The organism is Arthrobacter sp. P1_H7 (assembly GCF_056405215.1).
In genome coordinates, this window is the sequence record NZ_JBFUCO010000003.1 from 95,196 (window position 1) to 116,024 (window position 20,829).

Annotated in this window: 15 protein-coding genes; 7 read left to right on the forward strand and 8 right to left on the reverse strand. The window is 67.0% G+C overall.

The annotated features are described in order from the left end of the window. Positions 1–193 precede the first annotated feature (193 nt). The gene (locus AC1DXI_RS03355; protein ID WP_476937431.1) at positions 194–739 is read left to right on the forward strand and encodes a hypothetical protein; all 546 of its coding nucleotides are present in this window, start codon (positions 194–196) and stop codon (positions 737–739) included. Here the strand turns inward: AC1DXI_RS03355 and AC1DXI_RS03360 are convergent. Further along, positions 707–5,179, reverse strand: a complete 4,473-nt coding sequence (locus AC1DXI_RS03360) for an FtsK/SpoIIIE domain-containing protein (RefSeq protein ID WP_476937432.1) — start codon at positions 5,177–5,179, stop codon at positions 707–709. The two genes, AC1DXI_RS03355 and AC1DXI_RS03360, sit on opposite strands and share 33 nt — an antisense overlap. Before the next feature lie 347 nt (positions 5,180–5,526). On the opposite strand from AC1DXI_RS03360, the gene glf reads away from it, so the two are divergent. From glf to AC1DXI_RS03385, 5 genes are all read left to right on the forward strand, one after another. Continuing rightward, the gene (gene glf / locus AC1DXI_RS03365; protein ID WP_476937433.1) at positions 5,527–6,714 is read left to right on the forward strand and encodes a UDP-galactopyranose mutase; all 1,188 of its coding nucleotides are present in this window, start codon (positions 5,527–5,529) and stop codon (positions 6,712–6,714) included. Then, positions 6,711–8,708 (forward strand): glycosyltransferase, encoded by a 1,998-nt coding sequence (locus tag AC1DXI_RS03370; protein ID WP_476937434.1) that lies wholly within the window; start codon positions 6,711–6,713, stop codon positions 8,706–8,708. Before glf ends, AC1DXI_RS03370 begins: the two co-directional genes overlap by 4 nt. A gap of 1 nt (position 8,709) precedes the next feature. After that, complete coding sequence (locus AC1DXI_RS03375) at positions 8,710–9,591, forward strand: ABC transporter permease (RefSeq protein WP_018775221.1); 882 nt, start codon at positions 8,710–8,712, stop codon at positions 9,589–9,591. Next, a complete protein-coding gene (locus AC1DXI_RS03380) occupies positions 9,592–10,317 on the forward strand; it encodes an ABC transporter ATP-binding protein (protein ID WP_018775222.1) in 726 nt (241 codons plus the stop codon). 130 nt (positions 10,318–10,447) lie between these two features. Continuing rightward, positions 10,448–12,607 (forward strand): acyltransferase family protein, encoded by a 2,160-nt coding sequence (locus AC1DXI_RS03385; protein ID WP_476937435.1) that lies wholly within the window; start codon positions 10,448–10,450, stop codon positions 12,605–12,607. 71 nt (positions 12,608–12,678) lie between these two features. On the opposite strand, the gene AC1DXI_RS03390 is transcribed toward AC1DXI_RS03385, so the two are convergent. From AC1DXI_RS03390 to AC1DXI_RS03420, 7 genes are all read right to left on the reverse strand, one after another. Beyond that, entirely contained in the window at positions 12,679–14,667 is a 1,989-nt protein-coding gene (locus tag AC1DXI_RS03390) for a DUF6541 family protein (protein WP_476937436.1), read from the reverse strand. Between the two features lie 12 nt (positions 14,668–14,679). After that, entirely contained in the window at positions 14,680–15,543 is an 864-nt protein-coding gene (gene rfbA / locus AC1DXI_RS03395) for a glucose-1-phosphate thymidylyltransferase RfbA (RefSeq protein ID WP_476937437.1), read from the reverse strand. Positions 15,544–15,619: 76 nt separating this feature from the next. Beyond that, positions 15,620–16,555: a glycosyltransferase gene (locus AC1DXI_RS03400; RefSeq protein WP_476937438.1), complete on the reverse strand. Its 936-nt coding sequence runs from the start codon at positions 16,553–16,555 to the stop codon at positions 15,620–15,622. Beyond that, a complete protein-coding gene (locus tag AC1DXI_RS03405; protein ID WP_476937439.1) occupies positions 16,552–17,439 on the reverse strand; it encodes a glycosyltransferase in 888 nt (295 codons plus the stop codon). Before AC1DXI_RS03405 ends, AC1DXI_RS03400 begins: the two co-directional genes overlap by 4 nt. A 9-nt stretch (positions 17,440–17,448) precedes the next feature. Next, positions 17,449–17,823, reverse strand: coding sequence for a DUF2304 domain-containing protein (locus AC1DXI_RS03410; protein WP_018775228.1), 375 nt, complete (start codon positions 17,821–17,823; stop codon positions 17,449–17,451). Then, the gene (locus AC1DXI_RS03415; protein WP_476937440.1) at positions 17,823–18,575 is read right to left on the reverse strand and encodes a glycosyltransferase family 2 protein; all 753 of its coding nucleotides are present in this window, start codon (positions 18,573–18,575) and stop codon (positions 17,823–17,825) included. The genes AC1DXI_RS03410 and AC1DXI_RS03415 overlap by 1 nt, the downstream gene beginning before the upstream one ends. A 123-nt stretch (positions 18,576–18,698) precedes the next feature. Further along, on the reverse strand, positions 18,699–19,949 hold the full coding sequence (locus AC1DXI_RS03420) for a polysaccharide biosynthesis protein (RefSeq protein ID WP_476937441.1): 1,251 nt from the start codon (positions 19,947–19,949) through the stop codon (positions 18,699–18,701). 96 nt (positions 19,950–20,045) lie between these two features. Here AC1DXI_RS03420 and AC1DXI_RS03425 point away from each other — a divergent pair, with 96 nt between their 5' ends. Then, complete coding sequence (locus AC1DXI_RS03425; protein WP_476937442.1) at positions 20,046–20,801, forward strand: glycosyltransferase family 2 protein; 756 nt, start codon at positions 20,046–20,048, stop codon at positions 20,799–20,801. Positions 20,802–20,829: the final 28 nt, after the last annotated feature.

Genomic DNA, 20,829 nt, shown 5'->3' on the forward strand with positions numbered 1-20,829 from the left:
GGTTTCATAAGAAAAGGGCCCATTGGGGCCCCCTCGGTCATCTGGATTAAGCGTGTCATGTTAACGCTGTGTAAACAAGGGGTAATTGAGGCCAAGATGCCTCGAGACCGTGAGCGATGCATCACATTCAGTAGCGGCGTCCTCACACCTAGACGACTATGTCCGGTAGTGTGCCAGTGTGTCAAGGCCCCCTGTGAACCCTGAAGACCCCCGTGAAAATGCCGGCGAAAACCCCGGTGAGAATCCCCGCGAAAACCCCGGCGACAGTCTCCATGAAAATGCCGGCGGGCATCCCGCAGCAGATTCGCTGCGGAATCCGGGCGAAGCCCCTGCCGGAAGCCCTGTGCGGCCAGGGGGAATTGTTGTCATCGCCGTGATCGTGGCACTGGAAGCCACGGCGCTGCTCGTGGCGGCCACCTGGTACGGGACCCAGCTTTTGACCGGGGCGCCGGTGCTCTCTTTCTGGGGTGCCGTCTTTACGCTCTGCCTCCTGCTGGCCTTCTCCGTCTGGCTCTTTGCCGTTGCACGCTTCCTGCTGCGGGGGTTCCGCTGGACTCGGGCCGGTGCCCTGGTGGCCCAACTCTTCCTGCTGACCATTGGGTTCCCCACCCTGACCGGCGGCTATCCCGTGGCCGGACTGGCGATGCTGATCCCCGCTGTGACGGCGATCGTTCTTCTGTTCGACAAGCGGGTCATAGCGTTCGCCTCACGGGCAGCCGGAGCCCCGCCCGCCCTGTAGCGGTCCGTCCCGTGCGGCGTGCCGCCCGGGGGAGATGCGTTCGGCCCCGCCGTTGGGCCGGAGGGGATCCGGCCGGACGGCAGGTCCCAGCTGAACAGGAGAACAGGGCGCAGCCAGCTGGACCGGCGTCGCGCGGCCGTCGGAAATGACGACGGCGCGTCCCGGCGGGGGACTCTGCTCCGGATCGAACCGGACCCCGAACGGCTCGCTGTCCATGAGCCCCCGCGGACGTATCAGGACCGCCCGTCCCTGGCCACGCACGGTGGCGGCTAGATCCACCCGTTGCCCAAAGGACGGGCCAAATCCCGCGGTGAGGATCACCCTCCAGCCCAGACTGTTCAGGGACGCCAGGGCCCTGTTGGCCTCGGGTGAGAGCAGATCGGCGTCGTCTGCGAGCGCAATTGCTGACCGGTCCAAGGTGCCTGCGAGCGCGCTGGCGTGGAGTCCGGACCAGTACTGGCCGGAATAGGGCCCCGGCCGCGGCGCGAGCCAGGCGCAAGCGGGGTTCATCCCCGGCAGCGCAGCCAACAGCGTGCTTTTGCCCGAGCCGGGGCCGCCGAGGACCGCGAGGACGCCGCCGGGCGGCAACTGAATCTGTTGCGGCCGGAGTTCGTCGCCGCCGACCCCGAGGACCAACGTGGCCGCCGGGACCGGGACGTCCGCCGTGCCGGGCAAGGCGCTGGGCCCGGCAGCAGGCGCCGGAATCCTCTGCCCTGGACCGGAGCTGCCGCACTGGGCCAGCACCTCGTCCACGGTCACCAACGCAGGCAGCGCGTCCACCCGGAAGGGCCTCGTCGAGACGGTTCCACCCGTGGCGTGCCGCCCGCCCGCGGCTGCTGGTTCGAACAGCTGGGCCGCATGCCCGGTCGCCAGAGGCGTGGGAACAAAGGCGCCGAACACGGCCACGCGGCCGGGGACGGGTTCCAGCGCCGGAAGCCGCGGCCATGCAAGCCGGCCTTCGTCGGTAGAGCCCAAAGGTAAGAAGATCCGGTTGGGCAGGCCAGCGAAGAACCTCGCGGTCACGAGCTCACGCCCGCCCGAAACGATGACAGTGATCCCTGCCCGGGAACCGTCCCGCACGATGTCATGAACGAGGTCTTCGGCCCAGGCCAGCGGCCCGGACCGGAATGCCGAAACCCAGGCGCCCCAGCCGCTGAGCACCAGGACCAGCCCGGGCCGCGGCCCGCCCGCAGGGGTCCCCAGCCGTGACGTGGCTTCTTCGGCGACCCGCCGCAACACCCTGGCGGCCCGGCGCACTTCCTGCAGCCCGGCCACCGCGCCGACCCGGGGCTCCGCCGCGGCGCCGCTGAAAGCACCGGCGGCGTCAAGTATGTACAGGTGCGACTCGACACTGCCGGCCAGGAGCTGATCGACTGCGAGGGCCAATACAGGATCGCCGGCGCCGGCCTCAGCGCCGACAAGGCCCAGATGCCCGTGCACGGCAGGACTCCAGCCCAGCTCCGCGACGCGTTGGAGTTCCGGCAGGTCCACCCGCCCCAGCCGGACCGTGTCCCGCTCGGCGTGCCCGGGACCTGGATGCGGCAGCAGGGCCGGCAGGGGATCTGCCACCGGCCGGCGGGGCCGCCGCGCGCCGAGATCCTGCCAGATGGCCACAGCGGCGTCGATGAGCGCGGCCGATCCCTGTGCCGGAGTCGGAACCGGGACCGGTGTCGGGGCCGCGCCGTCGTCAGCGTCGCGTCCGATGGAGCCGCCGCCGCGGGAACCCGCGGCTGCCGGTGGCCGCGTCAGCTCGTCCGTGACCGTGCGAACCGTGATTGTTCCCTCTGCCTGCGGGGCGGTCCGGGGCGTCAGGGCGGCCGTCTGGAACTCCTCCGGAGCTTGTGCACCGCGGATCAGGAACGCCCGCCCGGGGCGGCCAATGGGAATGGCGGCCGCAAGCCCGGAGCCCATAAGGTCGAACGATTCGGGGCCGGACTGGACCCGGAGCGCGATGCAGGTGGTGACATTGGCCCTGATGTCGGCGTTCAGGGCTCCCTGCGGGCGCTGGGTGGCCATGATGAGATGGATCCCCAATGACCTGCCGATGGCGGCAATCCTCATTAGTTCGGAGAGGGCGCCGGGCGCTTCGTCCACCAGGATCCTGAACTCGTCAACGACGATCACCAGATACGGGACGGGCGGTCCGGCGGCCGGTAACGCCTCGTAGGCCGCGAGATCCGGTGCATTGGCCCGGGCGAGCAGCTCCTCCCTCCGCCGGACCTCAGCCCGCAGGGAAACCAGTGTGCGTTCCACCTGCGCGGCGCCCAGATCGGTCAGCATGCCGACGCAGTGCGGAAGGCCGGTGAGCGGGCCCAGGCCGGAGCCGCCCTTGAAATCTATGAAGAGCAGGTTGACCCGGTCCGGAGGATGGCTGGCCGCGAGGCCGGCGGCAAGAGTCCGCAAGAACTCCGACTTCCCGGAACCCGTGGTCCCCGCGACCAGGAAGTGCGGACCGTCAGCCTTCAGATCGATCCGCACGGTCCCCCGGATCGCCGCGCCGACGGGCGTACCCAGCCCGGCCTCCGCGCCGCTCCGGGACCAGCGCCGGGAGATGTCCGATGCCGAGAGGGAAAGGACGTCGGCCAGGCTGCAGTGCTGCGGGATGGGCGGCGGGGGAGTCGCCGGCGCGCGCCGTGTGGCACCGAACCCCCGGCAAAAGCGGTCAAAGACCTCGGCCGGGACCAGATCCGGGACGAAGTCCAGAGGCGGGGACCCAGCCCTGATCAGGGCTCCGCGCCGTCCGAGGACAATGCCGGGGTGCACGCCGGGACCCGGCTCCGGCGAGCACTCGATCACCCTCCACCCGTGTGCCGCCGCCATTGCCCTGAATGCCGGGCCGGCGCCGGCAGCGCCCGGTCCGGCAGCGTCGCCGGACCGCGCCGGAGTGTCCCAAAGGTCGCCGGACCGCGCCGGAGTGTCCCAAAGAATGAGAACCCCGCGGTCGAAGCCCGCGCCCGGACCCGGAGGACCACCGGTACTCCCGGTACTCCCGGTACTGCCGGGACCGCCCGGACTGCCCTGACCGCCCGGACTGCCCTGACCCGCAGGACCTCCCGGATCGCCCGGATCGCCCGGACCGGCAGCCAGCAGGGCCGCGGTGGTGGCGTCATTTGCGGACAGTGTGACGCCGGGCAGGAAACGCGCTGGCAACGGCACCGTGTCCCTCGGGCCGTGCAGCAGCAGGCGCGTGCTGCCCGCCAGAGGATAGGCGGCCAGTTGCAGGATGAACGAGCGCATTAGCCCGGCCGTCGCGGGCGCGGGGCCGTGGACAGTCACCACTGCCGGGACCGGGTCCAAGGTCAGGGGCACTTGGCCGAGCGGGGGTGGCCGGAAGCTGGAGTCGGGTGGTTCGAGCCGGATATTCGCCCTCTGGTCCGCCAGCCCGAGCCGCAGGCAGACATCCGGCGGTTCCCCGTGACGTGCACGGGCCGCCGGGGGTACCGCGGCCGCGCAACCAATGGCCAGGTCCGCCGCGGAGGGTGCGGCCTGCCGGCGTCGTTCCCGGTCTTGCAGGGCGGCCTCCGCCACAGCGGCACGGAGCTCGCGGCGCTGACGACGGCCCGCAAGGAACGGGACGAGGACGGACACGCCAGAGACTGCGGTGAAGGCCAGGAACATCCACATGCCGGTGAGAAGTGCCAGGCCGACGCCGACCAGGAGCGGCAGCACCGCGGCCAACGCCACTGCGGCCCGGTGGCCTGGGGCGGCGGCGCCACGGACAACCAGCGGCGCGGCAACGCTGGAACCGGCCAGCGATGTCACGGTATCCCCCGCAGCACGGGGTACGCCCGGCGGCCCGAGCCGGAGCGAGATGGTGGAATCGCCGCAGCGGATCGAGGACGCCGTGGTCACCGGGGCCATTCGCACTTTCCGGCCATCGACGCTGGTGCCGTTCGCACTGCCGAGGTCCTGGATCGTGACGTCCGAGTCCGTGACGTCCAGGCGTGCGTGCTCCCGGGAGAGCGCAGCATCAGGGATCACGACCTCGGTGCCGCCGCGTCCGATCCGGAACCGTCCCCGCCGCAGCGCGACAAGCATGCCCGCGCCGGGACCGCTGTCCACGGCGAGCAGCAATGTGGCAGTGTCCGGTTTGCCCGGGCCGGTGCGGAATGCCGCGACCGATCCGCTCACCAGCCCAGCACCCTCAACCAGCCCAGCATCCTTAGCCACCCCGGCACCCTCAACCAGCACCGCCGTATCAACCAGTACGGCACCCTGGACCAGGGGAGGCATGCCAACGGTCATCGCGGCGACCGGCGCTCCCCGGACCGACAGCCCACCGGTCCCGTAGCGCCGGGCGACGGCAGCCTCCAGGTCCGCGCCCGGGCACGGGTCGGGGACCTCGACGGACAGCTCGATGAGCTGCCCGTCCGGCGTCGAACCCGCTGCGGGCGCGCTCTGGATCAGGGTGCTGGGCACGAGAGTGCAGTGGTAAATCATCCGCAAGATCCTTTCCGGTTCCGCAGGTCCGGTTCCGCAGGTCCGGTTCCATAGGTCCGGTTCCATAGGCCCGGTTCCGCAGGTCCGGTTCCGCAGGTCCGGTTCCACAGGTCCGGTTCCACAGTAGGGATGCTCCGGCCCGGCCGCGTCCGGGAAAATGATCCATGTGGAAAACGCTTCGGAGCGGCGCGGCTACCCCCGCCAGGCAGGGCTCCCGGAGCCGGGACAGGCGTGGCGTCGGACCGTGGGGCGAGGCGCGATTCGCTGGTACCCGCCGGGTCTCAGGTAGGCTAGACCAGCAGACAATGCACAACATTGCGCTGCCCGCATTCGAACCAGGAGAGTTTGTGACCGCTGACCTCGTCATCGTAGGGTCGGGCTTTTTCGGCCTGACAATCGCAGAACAGGCCGCCACTGAGCTGGGCTTGAAGGTAGTCGTCATCGACCGCCGGCACCACATTGGCGGCAACGCCTACAGCGAAAAGGAAGAGCAGACCGGCATTGAGGTGCACCGTTACGGTGCCCACCTCTTCCACACGTCCAACGACCGCGTGTGGGAGTACGTGAACCGCTTCACGACGTTCACGAACTACGTCCACAAGGTCTACGGCGTGCACAAGGGCGAGGTCTACTCCCTGCCCATCAACCTGGCCACGATCAACCAGTTCTTCCGGGCCAACCTCACCCCCGGGCAGGCCCAGGAACTGATCAAGGAGCAGGCCGGCGAACTGGCCGGCACCGATCCGCAGAACCTGAACGACAAAGGCATCCAGCTGATCGGCCGCCCGCTTTACGAGGCGTTCATCAAGCACTACACCGGCAAGCAGTGGCAGACGGATCCGAAGGACCTGCCCGCGGGCATCATCTCCCGCCTTCCGGTGCGCTACAACTACGACAACCGGTACTTCAACGACAGGTACGAGGGCCTTCCGACCAACGGCTACACGGCGTGGATCGAAAAGATGGCCGAACACCCCAACATCGAGGTCCGGCTCAACACGGACTTCTTCGATGAGTCCCACGAGTACAGCAAGAGCAAGGTGGTCGGCAACATCCCGGTCGTCTACACCGGACCCGTCGACCGCTACTTCGACTTCGCCGAAGGCGATCTGTCCTGGCGCACCATCGATTTCGAAGAAGAGGTGCTCGACGTCGGGGACTTCCAGGGCACATCGGTAGTGAACTACAACGACGAAGACGTCGCGTACACCCGCATTATCGAGCCGCGGCACTTCCACCCGGAGCGCGAATACCAGACGGAGAAGACCGTCATTATGCGCGAGTTCTCCCGTGCCGCGGAGAAGGGCGACGAGCCCTACTACCCGATCAACACGCCTACGGACCGCGATCGGCTCCTCAAGTACCGCGACCTGGCCGCGGCCGAGCAGGATGTCCTCTTCGGCGGCCGCCTCGGTACCTACAAGTACCTGGACATGCACATGGCGATCGGCTCGGCCCTGACCATGTTCGACAACAAGATCCGCCCGCACTTCGAGGGCGGCGCCAAGATTGAAAGCGGGGGAGTGGACGCATGAGCGCCGCAACCGACACCCAGGTAGAGTCCGCCCAGCAGTGGGACACCCTCCAGCGGGTCATCCTGCCCAACGCCAGCCAGATGGACACGGTCCCCCTGTATATGGACATGGGCACCGCGACCGGCATCCAGCTTCCCACGGTTGGCAGCGGCGACGGCAAGAAGGCCAGGGCACAGTCCTTCAGCAGCTCCACCAAGGAAGCCCACGTTGAAGACTTCCTGTCCCGCAACTCCACCAAGGTCCGTTCGGGGGAGCGGGTCTCGTTCGGCAGCTACTTCAACGCCTTCCCGGCGAGCTACTGGCGGCGCTGGACGACCGTGGACAAAATCCGGCTTCAGGTCCGCACCCAGGGCGCCGGATCGGTCATCGTCTACAAGTCCAACGCCCGCGGGTCCCTTCAGCGTGTCGACACGCGACGCGTCGAGGGCTCGGCCGAGAACACCTTCGAGCTGTCGCTTGCGCCTTTCGGTGACGGCGGCTGGTACTGGTTCGACCTCGTGGCGGGCTCCGAACCGCTTGTGATGGTCGACGCCGAATGGCAGGGCCCCGCTGTTGAGAGCACGCCCGGTTCTGTCACCCTGCAGATCACGACGCTGAACAAGACCGACTTCTGCCTCAACAACCTTCGGCTGCTGGCCGAGAACCCCGATGCCCTCAAGCATGTCCAGGAAATCCTGCTGGTTGACCAGGGCACGCAGAAGGTCGAGGACGCGGACGGTTTCGCCGAAGTCCATGAGTCGCTAGGCGGCAAGCTGCGGATCATCAACCAGTCGAACCTCGGCGGCTCTGGCGGCTTTGCCCGGGGCATGTTCGAGGCCGTCGAAAACGGCAGCGACTACGTCCTGCTCATGGACGACGACATCGTGGTGGAGCCTGAAAGCATCATCCGCCTGCTCACGTTCGCGGACCGCTGCAAGACCCCGACGATCGTCGGCGGCCACATGTTCGACCTCTACAACCGGACAGTTCTCCACACGTTCGGCGAGGTGGTCAACCCCTACCGCTTCCAGCCGTCATTGCCGAGCGAGGACATGGTCCTTGGGCATGACTTCCTGTCCTCGAACCTGCGCCAGACCTCCTGGCTGCACCGCCGCTGCGATGTGGACTACAACGGCTGGTGGATGTGCCTGATCCCGACCTCGGTCATCCGGGAAATCGGCCTCTCACTGCCGCTCTTCATCAAGTGGGACGACTCGGAATACGGGCTGCGCGCCAAGGCGCACGGCTTCCCGACAGTCTCCCTGCCGGGTTCGGCCGTATGGCATGTGTCCTGGATCGACAAGGACGACCTCGTGGGCTGGCAGGCCTACTTCCACGCCCGCAACCGGATCGTGGCGGCATTGCTCCACAGCCCTTACGAGCACGGCGGCCGCGTGGTGCGCGAATCGCAGTATGCGGACATCAAGCACCTCGTGTCGATGCAGTACGCGACCGCGCACGGCCGCGGCTGGGCGCTCGAGGATGTGCTCAAGGGCCCGTCCGATCTGCCGGACCTGCTTCCCTCGAAGCTGCCCGAGATCCGTAAGATGATGGCAGGCTACTCGGACTCGATTTTCCGGGCCGACGCGGACGAGTTCCCTACGCCCAAGATGGACAAGCCGCCGCGCCGCGGGCACGGCGTGTCGCAGCCGTCCAGGGTCACTCTCCTTCCCTGGGCTGCCAAGACGGTCGCACGCCAGTTGTTCCGCCCGGTCACCAAGACGAGTGCGGAGCGTCCGCAGACCAACATTGCGCACCAGGACAACCGTTGGTGGCGGATCGCGCAGTTCGACAGCGCCATCGTCTCCAACGCCGAGGGAACCGGCGCTTCCTGGTACAAGCGGGACCCCAAGCGTGTGAGGGAGATGCTCACCGAGAGCAGCCGCCTGCACGCTGCCCTGCTCAAGGACTGGCAGTCGCTGAGCAAGCAGTACAAGGCGGCGATGCCGGAGCTCACGTCCCTGGATTCCTGGAAGAAAATCTTCGAAGAACACACCCAGAGCGAAGTGAAGTAGCGTGACAACCACGATTTCCGGGGAATTGACCCGCCCGGGTCTCGGTGGTGGATTTCGGGATCTTCGCCAGTCCAGTTTTCTGCTGAAACTGCTGGTCCGGAAGGAACTGAAAGTCCGCTACCGCGGCTCCGTTCTGGGTCTCCTCTGGTCCTATGTGAAACCGGCCGTGCAGTTCATCGTGTTCTATGTGGCCTTGGGCGTCTTCCTGGGCCTGGAGCGCAGTGCACGCAACCCGGACGGCCTCTCGAACTATGCCGTGTATCTCTTCTCCGGAATCGTGCTGATCAACTTCTTCTCCGAAGCCCTCGGGAACTCCGCGCGATCGATCGTGAACAACGGCAACCTGATCAAGAAGATCTATCTTCCCCGGGAGCTGTTTCCGGTGGCGTCGGTCTGGGTGTCGGCCGTGCATTTCTTCCCCCAGCTCGTTGTCCTGGTGATCGGATGCGTCGTTGCCGGGTGGCATCCGGATGCATTCCAGCTCTTGGCTGCGGTAGGCGGATTCGCCATTGTGGGCTTCCTGGCCACTGGGCTCGGGCTGTTGTTCGGGGCCGCCAACGTGTATTTCCGTGATTCGGAAAACCTCGTTGACATGCTCCTGATGGTGGCGACCTGGGCGTCGCCCGTCATGTACTCCTGGACGATGGTGGAATCAAAGCTGGGCCCGGGGTTCTTCGCCCTCTACCAGGCAAACCCCATCACGGTGGGCGTCGAGCTGTTCCACTATGCCTTCTGGTACCCCACAACTGACGGTTCGGCTGCGATGCCGCCGAACCTGTTCAGTCTGTGGCTGCCGGTCGGCATGGTCATTTCGCTGGTGGTCCTGGCTCTGGGACAGCTAACTTTTCGGCGGCTTGAAGGCCGCTTTGCCCAGGAGCTCTAAATGGCAAACGCGATTGAAGTTTCCAATGTCAGCAAGGAGTTCGTGCTCCGCCACACCCGTTCCATCAAAGAGGCGGTTGTCTGGCTCGTGAAGGGCCGCAAGGGTGATCTTTCCAAGAAGTTCCACGCCCTGAAGGACGTCTCCCTGATGGTGGAAACGGGGGAGACCGTGGCGCTGCTCGGCCTCAACGGCTCCGGCAAGTCCACCCTGCTCAAGCACATCTCCGGCGTGATGCTCCCGGATTCCGGCAGCGTATATACACGTGGCCGCGTGGCCGGGCTGATCGAGGTCGGGGCGGGTTTCCATCCTGACCTGTCCGGCCGCGACAACGTGTACCTCAATGGAGCGATCCTGGGGATGACGGAGAAGCAGATCAACGAACGCTTCGACGCGATCGTCGAATTCTCCGAGATCGGCGAATTCATCGACACGGAGGTCAAGTTCTATTCGTCCGGCATGTACCTGCGCCTGGCGTTTTCCGTGGCCGTCCACACCGACCCCGAGGTCTTCCTGATCGACGAGATCCTCGCCGTCGGAGATGAACCGTTCCAGCGCAAGTGCATAGCCAAGATTCAGGAACTGGCCGGGCACGGCAAGACGCTGGTGGTTGTCAGCCACGACCTTGACCTGGTGTCGCGCATCTGTGCCCGGGGTGTCTATCTCGAGCATGGCAACGTATTATTCGACGGACCTATTGATGAGGCCGTTGCCCGGCTGCGGGCCTAGGCGGTACCGCAGCCGGTGACGGCAGCGCAGCTGAAGGGACCATGTCCACTGGACATGGTCCCTTCAGGTTCCCGGCAAGCGCACATAGCGCAAAATAACGATGACGTTGTTTGAAAACAGAAAGAGAACCGTGACCTCTTTGCCGTCGGCGGCTGTTCTGCCCCAGCCCCAGGGTTCCCCCGAGCGTACCGGCCCCGCCAGCCCTGCGGGCGCTTCCAGCGCGGGAAGGAACGGCCGGCGACTGGACATCCAGGGGCTGCGCACCCTGGCGGTGGGCATGGTGATCATCTATCACGTCTGGCCCGGTATTCTCCCCGGCGGCTTTGTCGGCGTCGACGTCTTTTTCGTCATCTCCGGCTTCCTGATCGTGGGATCGCTCGTCCAGGAACTGGCGCGTACCGGACGCATCCGGCTCTCCATCTTCTACGCGAAACGGATCAGGCGCCTGCTGCCCGCTGCCACCACGGTTCTGCTGGCGACCATGCTGGGCGCCGTGGTCCTGCTCCCGCAGAACCGTTGGCAGTCCATTTCCCTGGACGTCATCATGTCCGCCCTGCAAGTGCAGAACTGGAACCAGGCCTTCAGCGTGGACAGCTACGCCGCGGCGACCGCCCTGGTGTCCCCGGTGCAGCACTTCTGGTCCCTGGCAGTGGAAGAACAGTTCTACCTGATCATTCCCGTCATCCTGCTGGCGGGAGTGGCCGTCACGGTGAAACGTCGCCTCCGGATCGAAACCGTCTCCTTATGGATCTTGGCGGTGGTGTCGGTGGCGTCCTTCGTCCACAGCGTCGTCTTCTCGTCCGCCCAGCACGACATGGCGTACTTTGCGACCACCACGCGGATCTGGGAGCTGGGCGCCGGGGGCATCGGCGCCCTGCTGATTCCCAAATTGCGCCTGGGCCCGGTGCGGGCGTGGCTTTCGGGCTGGATCGGTTTGGGCGTGATCGTCTTTTCCGCGATGACCCTCTCTGTTGCGATGGACTTCCCGGGCAGCATCGCCCTCCTGCCCGTCGCGGGGACATTGCTGCTGCTCACAGCCGGTTCGCCGGCGGCCGGACCGGCCACTCCGGGCAGCCCGGTCGGCTACTCGGCAAGCCGGGTCCTCAGCCTGCGGCCAGTGACCTACATCGGTGATCTTTCGTACTCCTTGTACCTGTGGCATTGGCCCGTCGTCGTGTTCTACGTCTTCCACCTCGGCCGGGCCCCGGGCGCCTTCCAGGGCACCGCCATGGTCGCCATCAGCCTGGCGCTGGCGGCCGCCTCGTACCACCTTGTCGAGCAGAAGTTCCGGCACGCGCCGGCCGTCCAGGGGCCGTCGCCGCGGCCTGGACGGTGGGGATTGCTGCGCCGGAACGCTTTCGTCCTGGCAGCAGGACTGCTCGTGGCGTCGACGGTGGCGGCTGCGGTGCCGTGGGGCGTCGTCGAAGCCAAGTCGCAGCAGCTGAATGGGGCCTTGGATTTGCGTGACTATCCTGGCGCGACGGCGTTTGATCCCGTCCGGCCCGCCGCCGTCCCCGACGGCGTGCCCGTCCGGCCCGATCCCGCCGTCGCCATGAAGGATGTGCCCCTGACCTGGACGGAGACGTGCGGGAAATTCAATCCGGCCGTCACCGGGGCTGACCAATGCATTTTCGGCGCGCCGGACGCCACTCAAACGGTGGTCGTCGTCGGGGACTCACACGCCGCGCAGTACGTGGATCCGCTCGTGATTGCCGGCGCAGCCGGGGGCTGGAAGGTGCAGGCCATGGTCCGGAACGGGTGCCCCTTCACGGCAGCGCCGGCGATGAATGGCACCACGGTGCACCGCAGTTGCTCCGAACAGAACAAGGCCACGTTGCAGCGCATCCTGCAGCTGCGGCCGCGGTTGGTGGTGGTATCGGGAATGGCGCCGGCCGGCTACCGCGAAGCCCTCAACTGGACGTGGGGCAGCCCGGAAGAACTCGTCAAAGGCTATGTCCAGCTCTTGAAGCCGCTCCGGGAAGCCGGGATCCGCGTGGCAGTTGTGCCTGACACGCCGTATCCGGATTTTTCGGCGCCGGACTGCGTTCAGGTCAACGGACGGGATTCGCCCGAGTGCCAGTTCACGGCATCCGACGCCGCCGCAGACCCCCTGCAGCTGGCCGGAGCACTCGTGCCCGGCGTCGAGGTTCTCGATATGTCCGCCTACTTTTGCCGGCAGGGGATCTGCCCGGCCGTCATCGGCAACGTGCTCGTGTACCGGGACAACCATATGACCAACACCTTTGCCAAGACGCTGGCACCGGCGCTGGCCCGGCAGCTCAGCTTCTAGCCCTCGGCCGCAGGGCAGGCGCCGGAGCATGCCGCGGAGCCTGCCCCGCGGCGGCAGGGCAGGCTGCTGGTTCAGTTCCCGCAGGCGGTGACTTTGTAGAGCTTCGCCTCGCCCTGGCTGTCGATGAGCTGCACGCCGGGGTTCGCTGCGAGATTGCGCAGGCCGGCGGGAGTGTGGTCTCCGCCGTGGACTTCGACCGGGCCGAAGTCCAGGATGTAGTAGGCATTCGCCGCGCGGACCGCCTGGCACACGCTGGCGTCCGTCGTCACATTGCCGATCGAATCGTAGATCCGCTGAACATCCGGGGAGACGTAGCTCATGACATGGAGCTGGGCGGACTTGCGCTCGCCCAGCGCGTAGGAGAGCGCCGCACCGGTGTACGGGTTGTCGATCAGCAGCGCATTTTCGGGAACAGTCTGGGGCAGGCGCTTCATGAGCTGGAGTTCGTCGGTGGAGACCAGCGGCGAATCGCCGGCGAGCCTGTAGTTTCTCGAGCCCTGCTCGACCTCCAGCTCCAGGCCGCCCTGCTGTCCCAGGGCGATGGCGGCCAGCACGATGGCGGCGATGCCTACGGACCGGTAGGCTGCCGTTCCGGCACGCCCCCAGCGCGGAGAGCCGTCAAGGGCCAGCTCGATGGCCTTCGACCGGCCGCGCATCGCCAGGATGCGCCGCCCTGCCCAGTCAACGCCGACGGCAACCAGCAGGACCGCAACCAGCGGCAGTAGGGCGGCAATCCGGTAGCTGTCGTTGTACCAGACGCCGGTGAGGAAGTCCCGGGTTTCCGACTTGGTAAAGCCGGAGACCACGACGAACAGGTAGGTGAACAATGCGAAGACGCCTGCGATCCACACCCGCTGCCAGCGGTCCTGGAAGCAGGCCCAGAGGCCGAGGAATACGAGCGGTGCCACAAGCCAGGCCAGTGCGAGGCCGTCGGGCGAGATGGTGACGGCTTCGCCAATGGCCTTCGGAATGCTCTGGTACGGGCCCCAGAAGGAAGCCTCGGGCGGTGGGCGCAGATTGGTCCACAGCAGGTCGAAAGCGACGGCGTACCCGGCGACCGGCAGCGCCAGCCTCAAAACATACGAGCGGGCGCGGGCCTGCTTCCGCCGAAGGGCAGCCGCAGAGCGCCACACCAGCGTCACCACCATGGGCAGCGTCCACGTCAGCCAGGCCATGAACGTCGTGGGATGGGCGACAATCAGGCCGATGAGCGCCAGCAGCAGGGCCAGTATCGAGGCGAGATCGCGGCGGACAAGTCCGGGCGTCAACCCGGCACACGCCGCAGCCAGGGCGACGCTGGAGGGCAACACGCTGATGGCCAGCAGGTTAGGATACAGGACCCCAAAGTCCATCATGAGCAGCGGGAAGGCGCCCAGCGACGCCGCTGCAATGCCTGCGGCGACCAGAGCGGCCGGGCGTCCCCCCGCCACGGACCGCGCCAACAAGAGGCATCCCAACGGCCAGAACACGGCCGCAAGGACGATGCTGGTGATATTGACGGCGAGCGGGACGCTCGCGCCCGTTGCCATGGCGACGAGGGTGGCGACAGCGTTCCAGCCGGCCGGGTAGGCGCCGCCGCCGGTCATCGCACCCAGGGTCAACGACGACGCCTGGCCGATATCCAGGGCAAACCTGACCGAATTCAGGTGGAAGACGGCGTCATACGTCTGGGAAATGGCCTGCGGGCTGCCGATGAGATGGATGGTGTGGACGGCGAGGAGCCCTCCGGCGATGACGGCTCCGGCCAGCGCCGCGAGGTCTCCGCGGACGTCCGGCACCCTCAACGGATTCAGGCCGGTTGCGGCCGGGCCGGAGGGACGGAACCGCGCCGCCCACAAACCGAGCAGGGACAGGGCCACCGCCACGACGGCCACGGGGAGCAGCCCGAACCTCACCTTCAGGAACGGGGCCAACGTGGACGTGATGACCACAACGCCCACGGTCATCGCGGGGGCAAGCGCCAGGGCGCTGAATCCCCTGAATCGCAGGGCAACGGAGATGATCAGCCCGGGCAGGACCAGGACAGCGCAAGCGATCAGGACCTGCGGTAAGACGGACATCCACATGAAAGATTACGGCTCCAGGAGTCCGAGGAGGTAGGCGCCGTACCCGCTCTTGACCAGCGGCTCGGCGCGCTGGCGGAACTCGTCATCGCTCAGGAAACCCTGGCGCCAGGCGATCTCCTCCGGGGCGCCAATCTTCAGACCCTGCCGGTTCTCGACCGTCCGGATGAAGTTCGACGCGTCGTTGAGGTCATCGAAGGTTCCGGTGTCCAGCCAGGCCGTGCCGCGGGGGAGGATTTCGACGCGCAGCTGGCCTCTCTCGAGGTAGGTCCGGTTGACGTCGGTGATTTCCAGCTCGCCGCGGGGCGAGGGCTTCAGGTCCTTGGCGATCCCGACGACGTCGTTGTCATAGAAGTACAGGCCGGGCACCGCATAGTGGGACTTGGGCCGCTCCGGTTTTTCCTCCAGCGAGACGGCCTGGCCGGCGTCGTCGAACTCCACGACGCCGTAGGCTTTGGGGTTCTTGACCCAGTAGCCGAAGACGGCGCCGCCGTCGATGTCTTTGTGCTTCCGCAGCTGGGTTCCCATCCCTTGGCCGTAGAAGATGTTGTCACCCAGCACCAGGGCGACCGTCTCGTTGCCGATGTGCTCCTCGCCGAGGATGAAGGCCTGCGCCAGTCCGTCGGGAGAGGCCTGCTGGACATAGCTCAGGTTGATGCCGAACTGTGAACCGTCGCCGAGGAGGCGCTTGAACTGCTCGGCGTCATGCGGGGTGGTGATGATCAGGATGTCTTGGATGCCGGCCAGGATCAGCGTCGATAGCGGGTAGTAGATCATCGGCTTGTCGTAAACCGGGACGAGCTGTTTGCTGATGCCGTGGGTGATGGGATGGAGACGAGAGCCGGTCCCGCCGGCAAGAATTATTCCGCGCATGGTATACATCCTCTCCTACCAGTCTGCACTCGGCCAAACCCGTGGAGGGCCCGGTGGCCCAGGGACCCGGGTGGTGTCAGGCGGAATGCCGGCGCCCGGTCCGGCCGCGGAGACCGTCGGCGGTGCCGCGGAGCACCGCTCCGAGCCGGGCTGAGCGGCCGGGCGCCAGCAGGGTCACGATCAGCAGATGCCGCAGATCGCCCCACATCCCGCCGGCCACCCAGGCGGGATATCGGGCAGCGTACCGGCGCCCCGTGACGAGCCGGTTCCTGAAGATGTAGTAGTAGCGCCAGGTCGCGGCGGTGCGGACCCGCAGCGGGCGGCCGCCCGCCGGGACGGGCCGGCCGAACACCTTGGCCTCCACCATCGTTCCGAGGGAGTGGTCGAACTCTGCCGCCGCGAGAACGGTGGGCAGGCCCGCGGCGAGTGCGCGGTAGTAGTACTCGGTGTCGACCAGGTCGATGAAGAGCTCTTCCCAGAACCCGCCAAGGACGTCCAGCGTGCCGGCCGGGATCAGTAGGCCCGACTGGATCGGCTCCCGGCCAAGGGCGACGCCGTTCCGGGTCCCGGCGCGGAGCACCGGGTTTCCGTGGATCCTGGACGGGGAGATGAGCCCTGGCTCGACGCCGGCGGCCCGCGCGTCCGCGGCGGCGCGGCGCAGGGCCTGCACGTAGCCCGCCGGCAGAAGCGAGTCCTGGTCCACGGTCAGGATGTAGTCCGGGTTGCCGTGCCGGCGGGCCGTGCGGATGCCGGCGTTCAAGGCGGCGCCGATGCCCGCGTTCTGCGGGAGGCGCACCACTTCTGCGCCGGCCGCGACCAGCGCGGCGAAGATCGGCTCGTAGCCGGGGCCGCCGCCGTCGTCAACCACCACGACGGCGTCCACCTGCTCCCGCAGCGATTCGACGTTTCCGATCAGCGCCGCCGTCGGCCGGAACGCGGTGACGACGCCGGTGACGCCGGTGGCGCCCGTGGCAGGGACGGGGGACTCGCCAGTCACGTGGGGATCGCTCACTTTCCGAAGGAATGCCGCAGGAGGATGCCGAGCGTCCCGGAGGCACTTTGCCGGAGCGTGCCGGCGAGGATCAGGAGTGCGTGGGCCCGGGACGTGAGCCGCAGCCGGGCGGCGCGGGCCGCCTTGCGCCAGCCCTTCGCCGTGCACAGCGCCGCGGCCAGATCGAAGAAGTCGCGCTCACCGACGAACCGGGACCCGTCGACGAGTTTCGCGGACGACGCGCTGTGAGTGTGCCGGCGGTATTCGAAGCAGATATCGGGGACGATCAACAGCTCGGCCCCGCCAAGCACCATGTCCATGACGAGGGCGAGGTCCTGGATGACGGGGAAGCCATCACGGAAGTCATAGTCCCGGATCCGGTCGCGGCGGAAGGCCAGGGAGGGCCAGTAGAGCCAGTCGCCGTGCAGGAGGCTTACCGCCAGCCGCTCGCCGCCCACAAGCCGCGACCCGGTGCCGTGCGGCTTGACCAGCCGCTGCTTGACGATGTCCACCAGGGGGACGGAGGGTTTGCCGTCCTCGTCGATGATCTGGACGCCGGGCTGGATAATCCAGGCGTCGGGGAACTCGGCGTGGGCGCGCAGCACGACGTCCACGAAGTTCGGCAGCAGAAGGTCGTCGCATCCCATGACCACCAGGACGTCCTGGCTGGCCAGCGAGACGCAAGTCCTGAAGTTCTCGGTTATGCCCTCGTTCTTTTCTTTGCGGATATAGGTGATCCGGGGATCGTCCGCGGCCTCGACGTAGCGTCTGACGTCGTCACCCGGGTAGGCGTCGTCAACCACCGTCAGGCGCCAGTCCGGGCTGGTCTGGGCCAGGACGCTGTCGACGGCCCGTTTCATGTAGTTAACATCGCCCCAGTAGGGGATAAAGATGTCCAGTGCCACCGGGGCCTCCTACTTCGTCGTCGGCGTTGCCGGAGCGTCGCCGTCCTGGGCGGACATGCCCTCGACCATCGTCCGGAGGATGGCCACTTCCTCCGCGAGCGTGCGCGTCTCGTCCTCCACCACGGACAGCTCCCAGGACAAGTGCAGGCAGACACCGAGCAGCAGCAGGATGCTGATGATGAACAGCAGATTGGAGGGCAGCTGGACGCCGACGCGTTCGGCCACGATCGTCAGCAGGCTCGGAAATGCGGCCAGAACCAGCGTGCCGATTCCGACGAAGAGCCAGAGTGCTGCGTATTTCTCGCGAAGCTTCTTCCGGCGGAGCATCTCGAAGACGACGCCGACGATCGCCAGGGCAAGGAAAAAGGCGGGCCAGTTGCCCATTAGACGGCTCCTTTGGCGGCCAGCGCGGGGTCGGAAATGGTGGACCGCTTACGGGTCAGCGCGAACATGAGGGCGAAGACGGACCGGCCGAGGTAGACGGCGGACTTGAGGGGGTTGTGGCTGGGGGTCCCGCCTTGGCGCGGGCGCATTTCCACCGGGACCTGGGTCACCCGGCAGCCGGAGCGGATCGCCACCACCAGGGAGTCGATGGTGTCGCCCAGATACTCCGCGGGGTAGTGGTCCAGGTACTGGTTGATGGCGCGCCTGTTCGCGGCACGGAAGCCGCTGGTCACGTCCGTGAGCCGGGTCTTGGCCAGTGCTGAGATGACCTTGGCGAGGAGCTGCATGGCCCACTTGCGCGGCCCGCTGACCGAATAGTCGCCGCGGTCGGCAAAGCGGGCGCCGATGGAGATGTCGGCGTGCTCCAGGCCTGCCAGGACCTCGTGGATATTGCGGGGATCATGCTGTCCGTCGGCGTCCACCTGGATCACGCGCTGGTAACCGAGGCGCTGGGCGTACTTGAAGCCGGCCCTCATGGCGCCGCCGACCCCGAGGTTGAACGGCAGCGTCAGGACGGTGGCGCCAGCGTCTTTCGCGACCGCCGCGGTGGCATCCGTGGAGCCATCATTGACCACCAGGACATCGTAGGGCCGGCCGACACTAAGCACTTCCCGGACGGTGTTCCCCACGGACTCGGCTTCGTTCCACGCCGGCATTATGACCAGCACACGGGTCGAGTCAAGAATTTTCATAGTTCTCCAATATATCAACGGCCCGGAGGCGGCTGACGGAGTGGGCGGCGTCCGGTTCGGGATTGGTGATCACCCTGCGGAATGCGGCGTTGACGGCGGCGACCGGCCGCGGGCATCTGTCGATCACGCTGCTGATCCTACCTTCCGGCCCCGGCCGCGGGCGCCCGCGGGCAGGATCCGGAGGGAGGGACGCAGCAGGCCCAGGAACAGGAGGGCTTCGCTCACGGCCATGCCCAGGGCGACGCCGGGAACGTTGGCCGCCAGTCCGGCCGCCACCATGAGCAGCACGCCGACGACGGCGGAAACCGCGGTCCACATCAGCACCGACTTCTGGCGCTGGGCGGGGATCAGCACGTTCCGGATCAGGGGCGTTGATGAGGAGATGAAGAAAAAGGACACACCGTAGTACAGGCACGTCAGGGTGTCCGCGCGGACGGCTTCGCCGAACATCACGCCGGAGACCCACGGGCCGAACAGCGTCAGGAAGATCCCGCCCGCAAGCCCCAGGACCGCGTGGGCAGCCATGGCCACGAAGTGGCGGCGCCGCGGGTCGGCGGCGTCGTGTTCCAGGGTCCAGCCCTGGAATGTGTTGCCGAGCGCCACGATCGTGAAGAGCCCCAGGCGGTAGATGGCGTCCGCCGAGGCGAAACCCGCCGTGGCTGCGGCCGACGGCACCGTCGCGGTCGCGATCGGAACCGGGGACGAGCCGTAGGCGCTTCCCGTGAAGTTGATGCCGGCCGTGCCCGCGGTGGGCACGATCTCCCGCACGACCTTCCGCGGGCTCCGGGGCAGCCAGGTCCGGGGTTCACCGAACCGGCGGTGGAACGCGACCAATGCCACCAGCGTCGTAACGACCGAGACCAGCCCGTACGTCCAGACCTGTCCGGTGAGAAGGATGACCGGGGCGCTGATGACGGCCGCGAAGAAACGGGGGAGCGTGTCGTAGACGGCAAGGATCCGGGGCTGGCCGGTGCCGATGCCGTACCAGGCGGGCGAGAATCCGGTCAGCGCCGTGGCCCAGGCCATGGTGATGGCATCGAGGCGGAAACCTTCACGGGCTACGAGCGCGACGATCACGCTCATGACGGGCAGGACGATTACCGCGATCAGGATCCGCGAACGGACGCTCCTGGAATACAGGGCCGCCCGCAGCGGGAAGGCGCCGGCGCGGGCAATCTCGACTGGGCCGGAGATGTTCCAGCTCCAGAGAATGATGGTGGACGCAAAGATGCCAATGGCCTGGCCGGAGGTGATGCTGGACCAGCCGGCGGCCCCCACGACGCGCGAAACGACCGGCAGGAGCAGGAACGGCAGGACCAGCGCCAGCAGCGGCAACAGGGTGAAGCCTGCAAGCCTGAACAGAACGGGTCTCATGCGGTGCGGTCCTCGTGCTGGGGGGGCTTGACCTAACGATGATACGCGATTGCCCCGCACCGGCCCCTGGCCCAGGAGTCGCCTAGAGTGGTTCGCATGAACGACGAGAATGGCCCCGGCGTGCCGAAGATCAGGGCCAGCGTGTGCATGGCCACCTACAAGGGTGCGGCCTTTGTCCGGGAGCAGATAGCGTCCATCCTCGCCGAGTTGGGTCCCGATGATGAGATCGTCGTGGTCGATGATGCGTCCCCCGACGAGACTGCCGCGATCGTGGAGGGCATCGAAGATCCGCGGATCCGTCTCGTCCGCTCGCCTGTCAACCGGGGGTACGTGCGCAGCTTCGAGGAAGCGATCCGGCTGAGCCGGGGGGAGTACGTGTTCCTGTCCGACCAGGACGACGTCTGGATTCCAGGACGGCTGGAGCTGATGCTCGCTGCCTTGTCCGGTTCTTTGGTGGTCGCCAGCAATTTCGACATGTTGGGCGGCGGGATCCGGCCCTGGATTCCGCGGCTGAAGTCCGCGGACTCGCGGCGGCACATGGCAAACTTGTTTGCCATCCTGATCGGGTACCGGGCGTACTACGGCTGTGGCATGGCCTTCCGCCGGGAGGCTGCCCGCTACTTCACACCGATTCCCGCTTACGTCCGGGAATCACACGATCTCTGGCTGGCCATCTGCGGCAATGTCGCCGGATCGATAACCCACCTAGACGAGTCGACCATTTACCGCCGGATCCACGAATCGAACCAGACGCCTGCCGGCCTGCGGTCGCTGCCCAAGATCGTCGCGGCCCGCGTGATGCTGGTCCGGCTCATGGTCGAAGCCCTCCGCAGGACCCGCCGGCGGGTCTGAGCCGGCAACGGCCTTTCGGTAAGCTGGC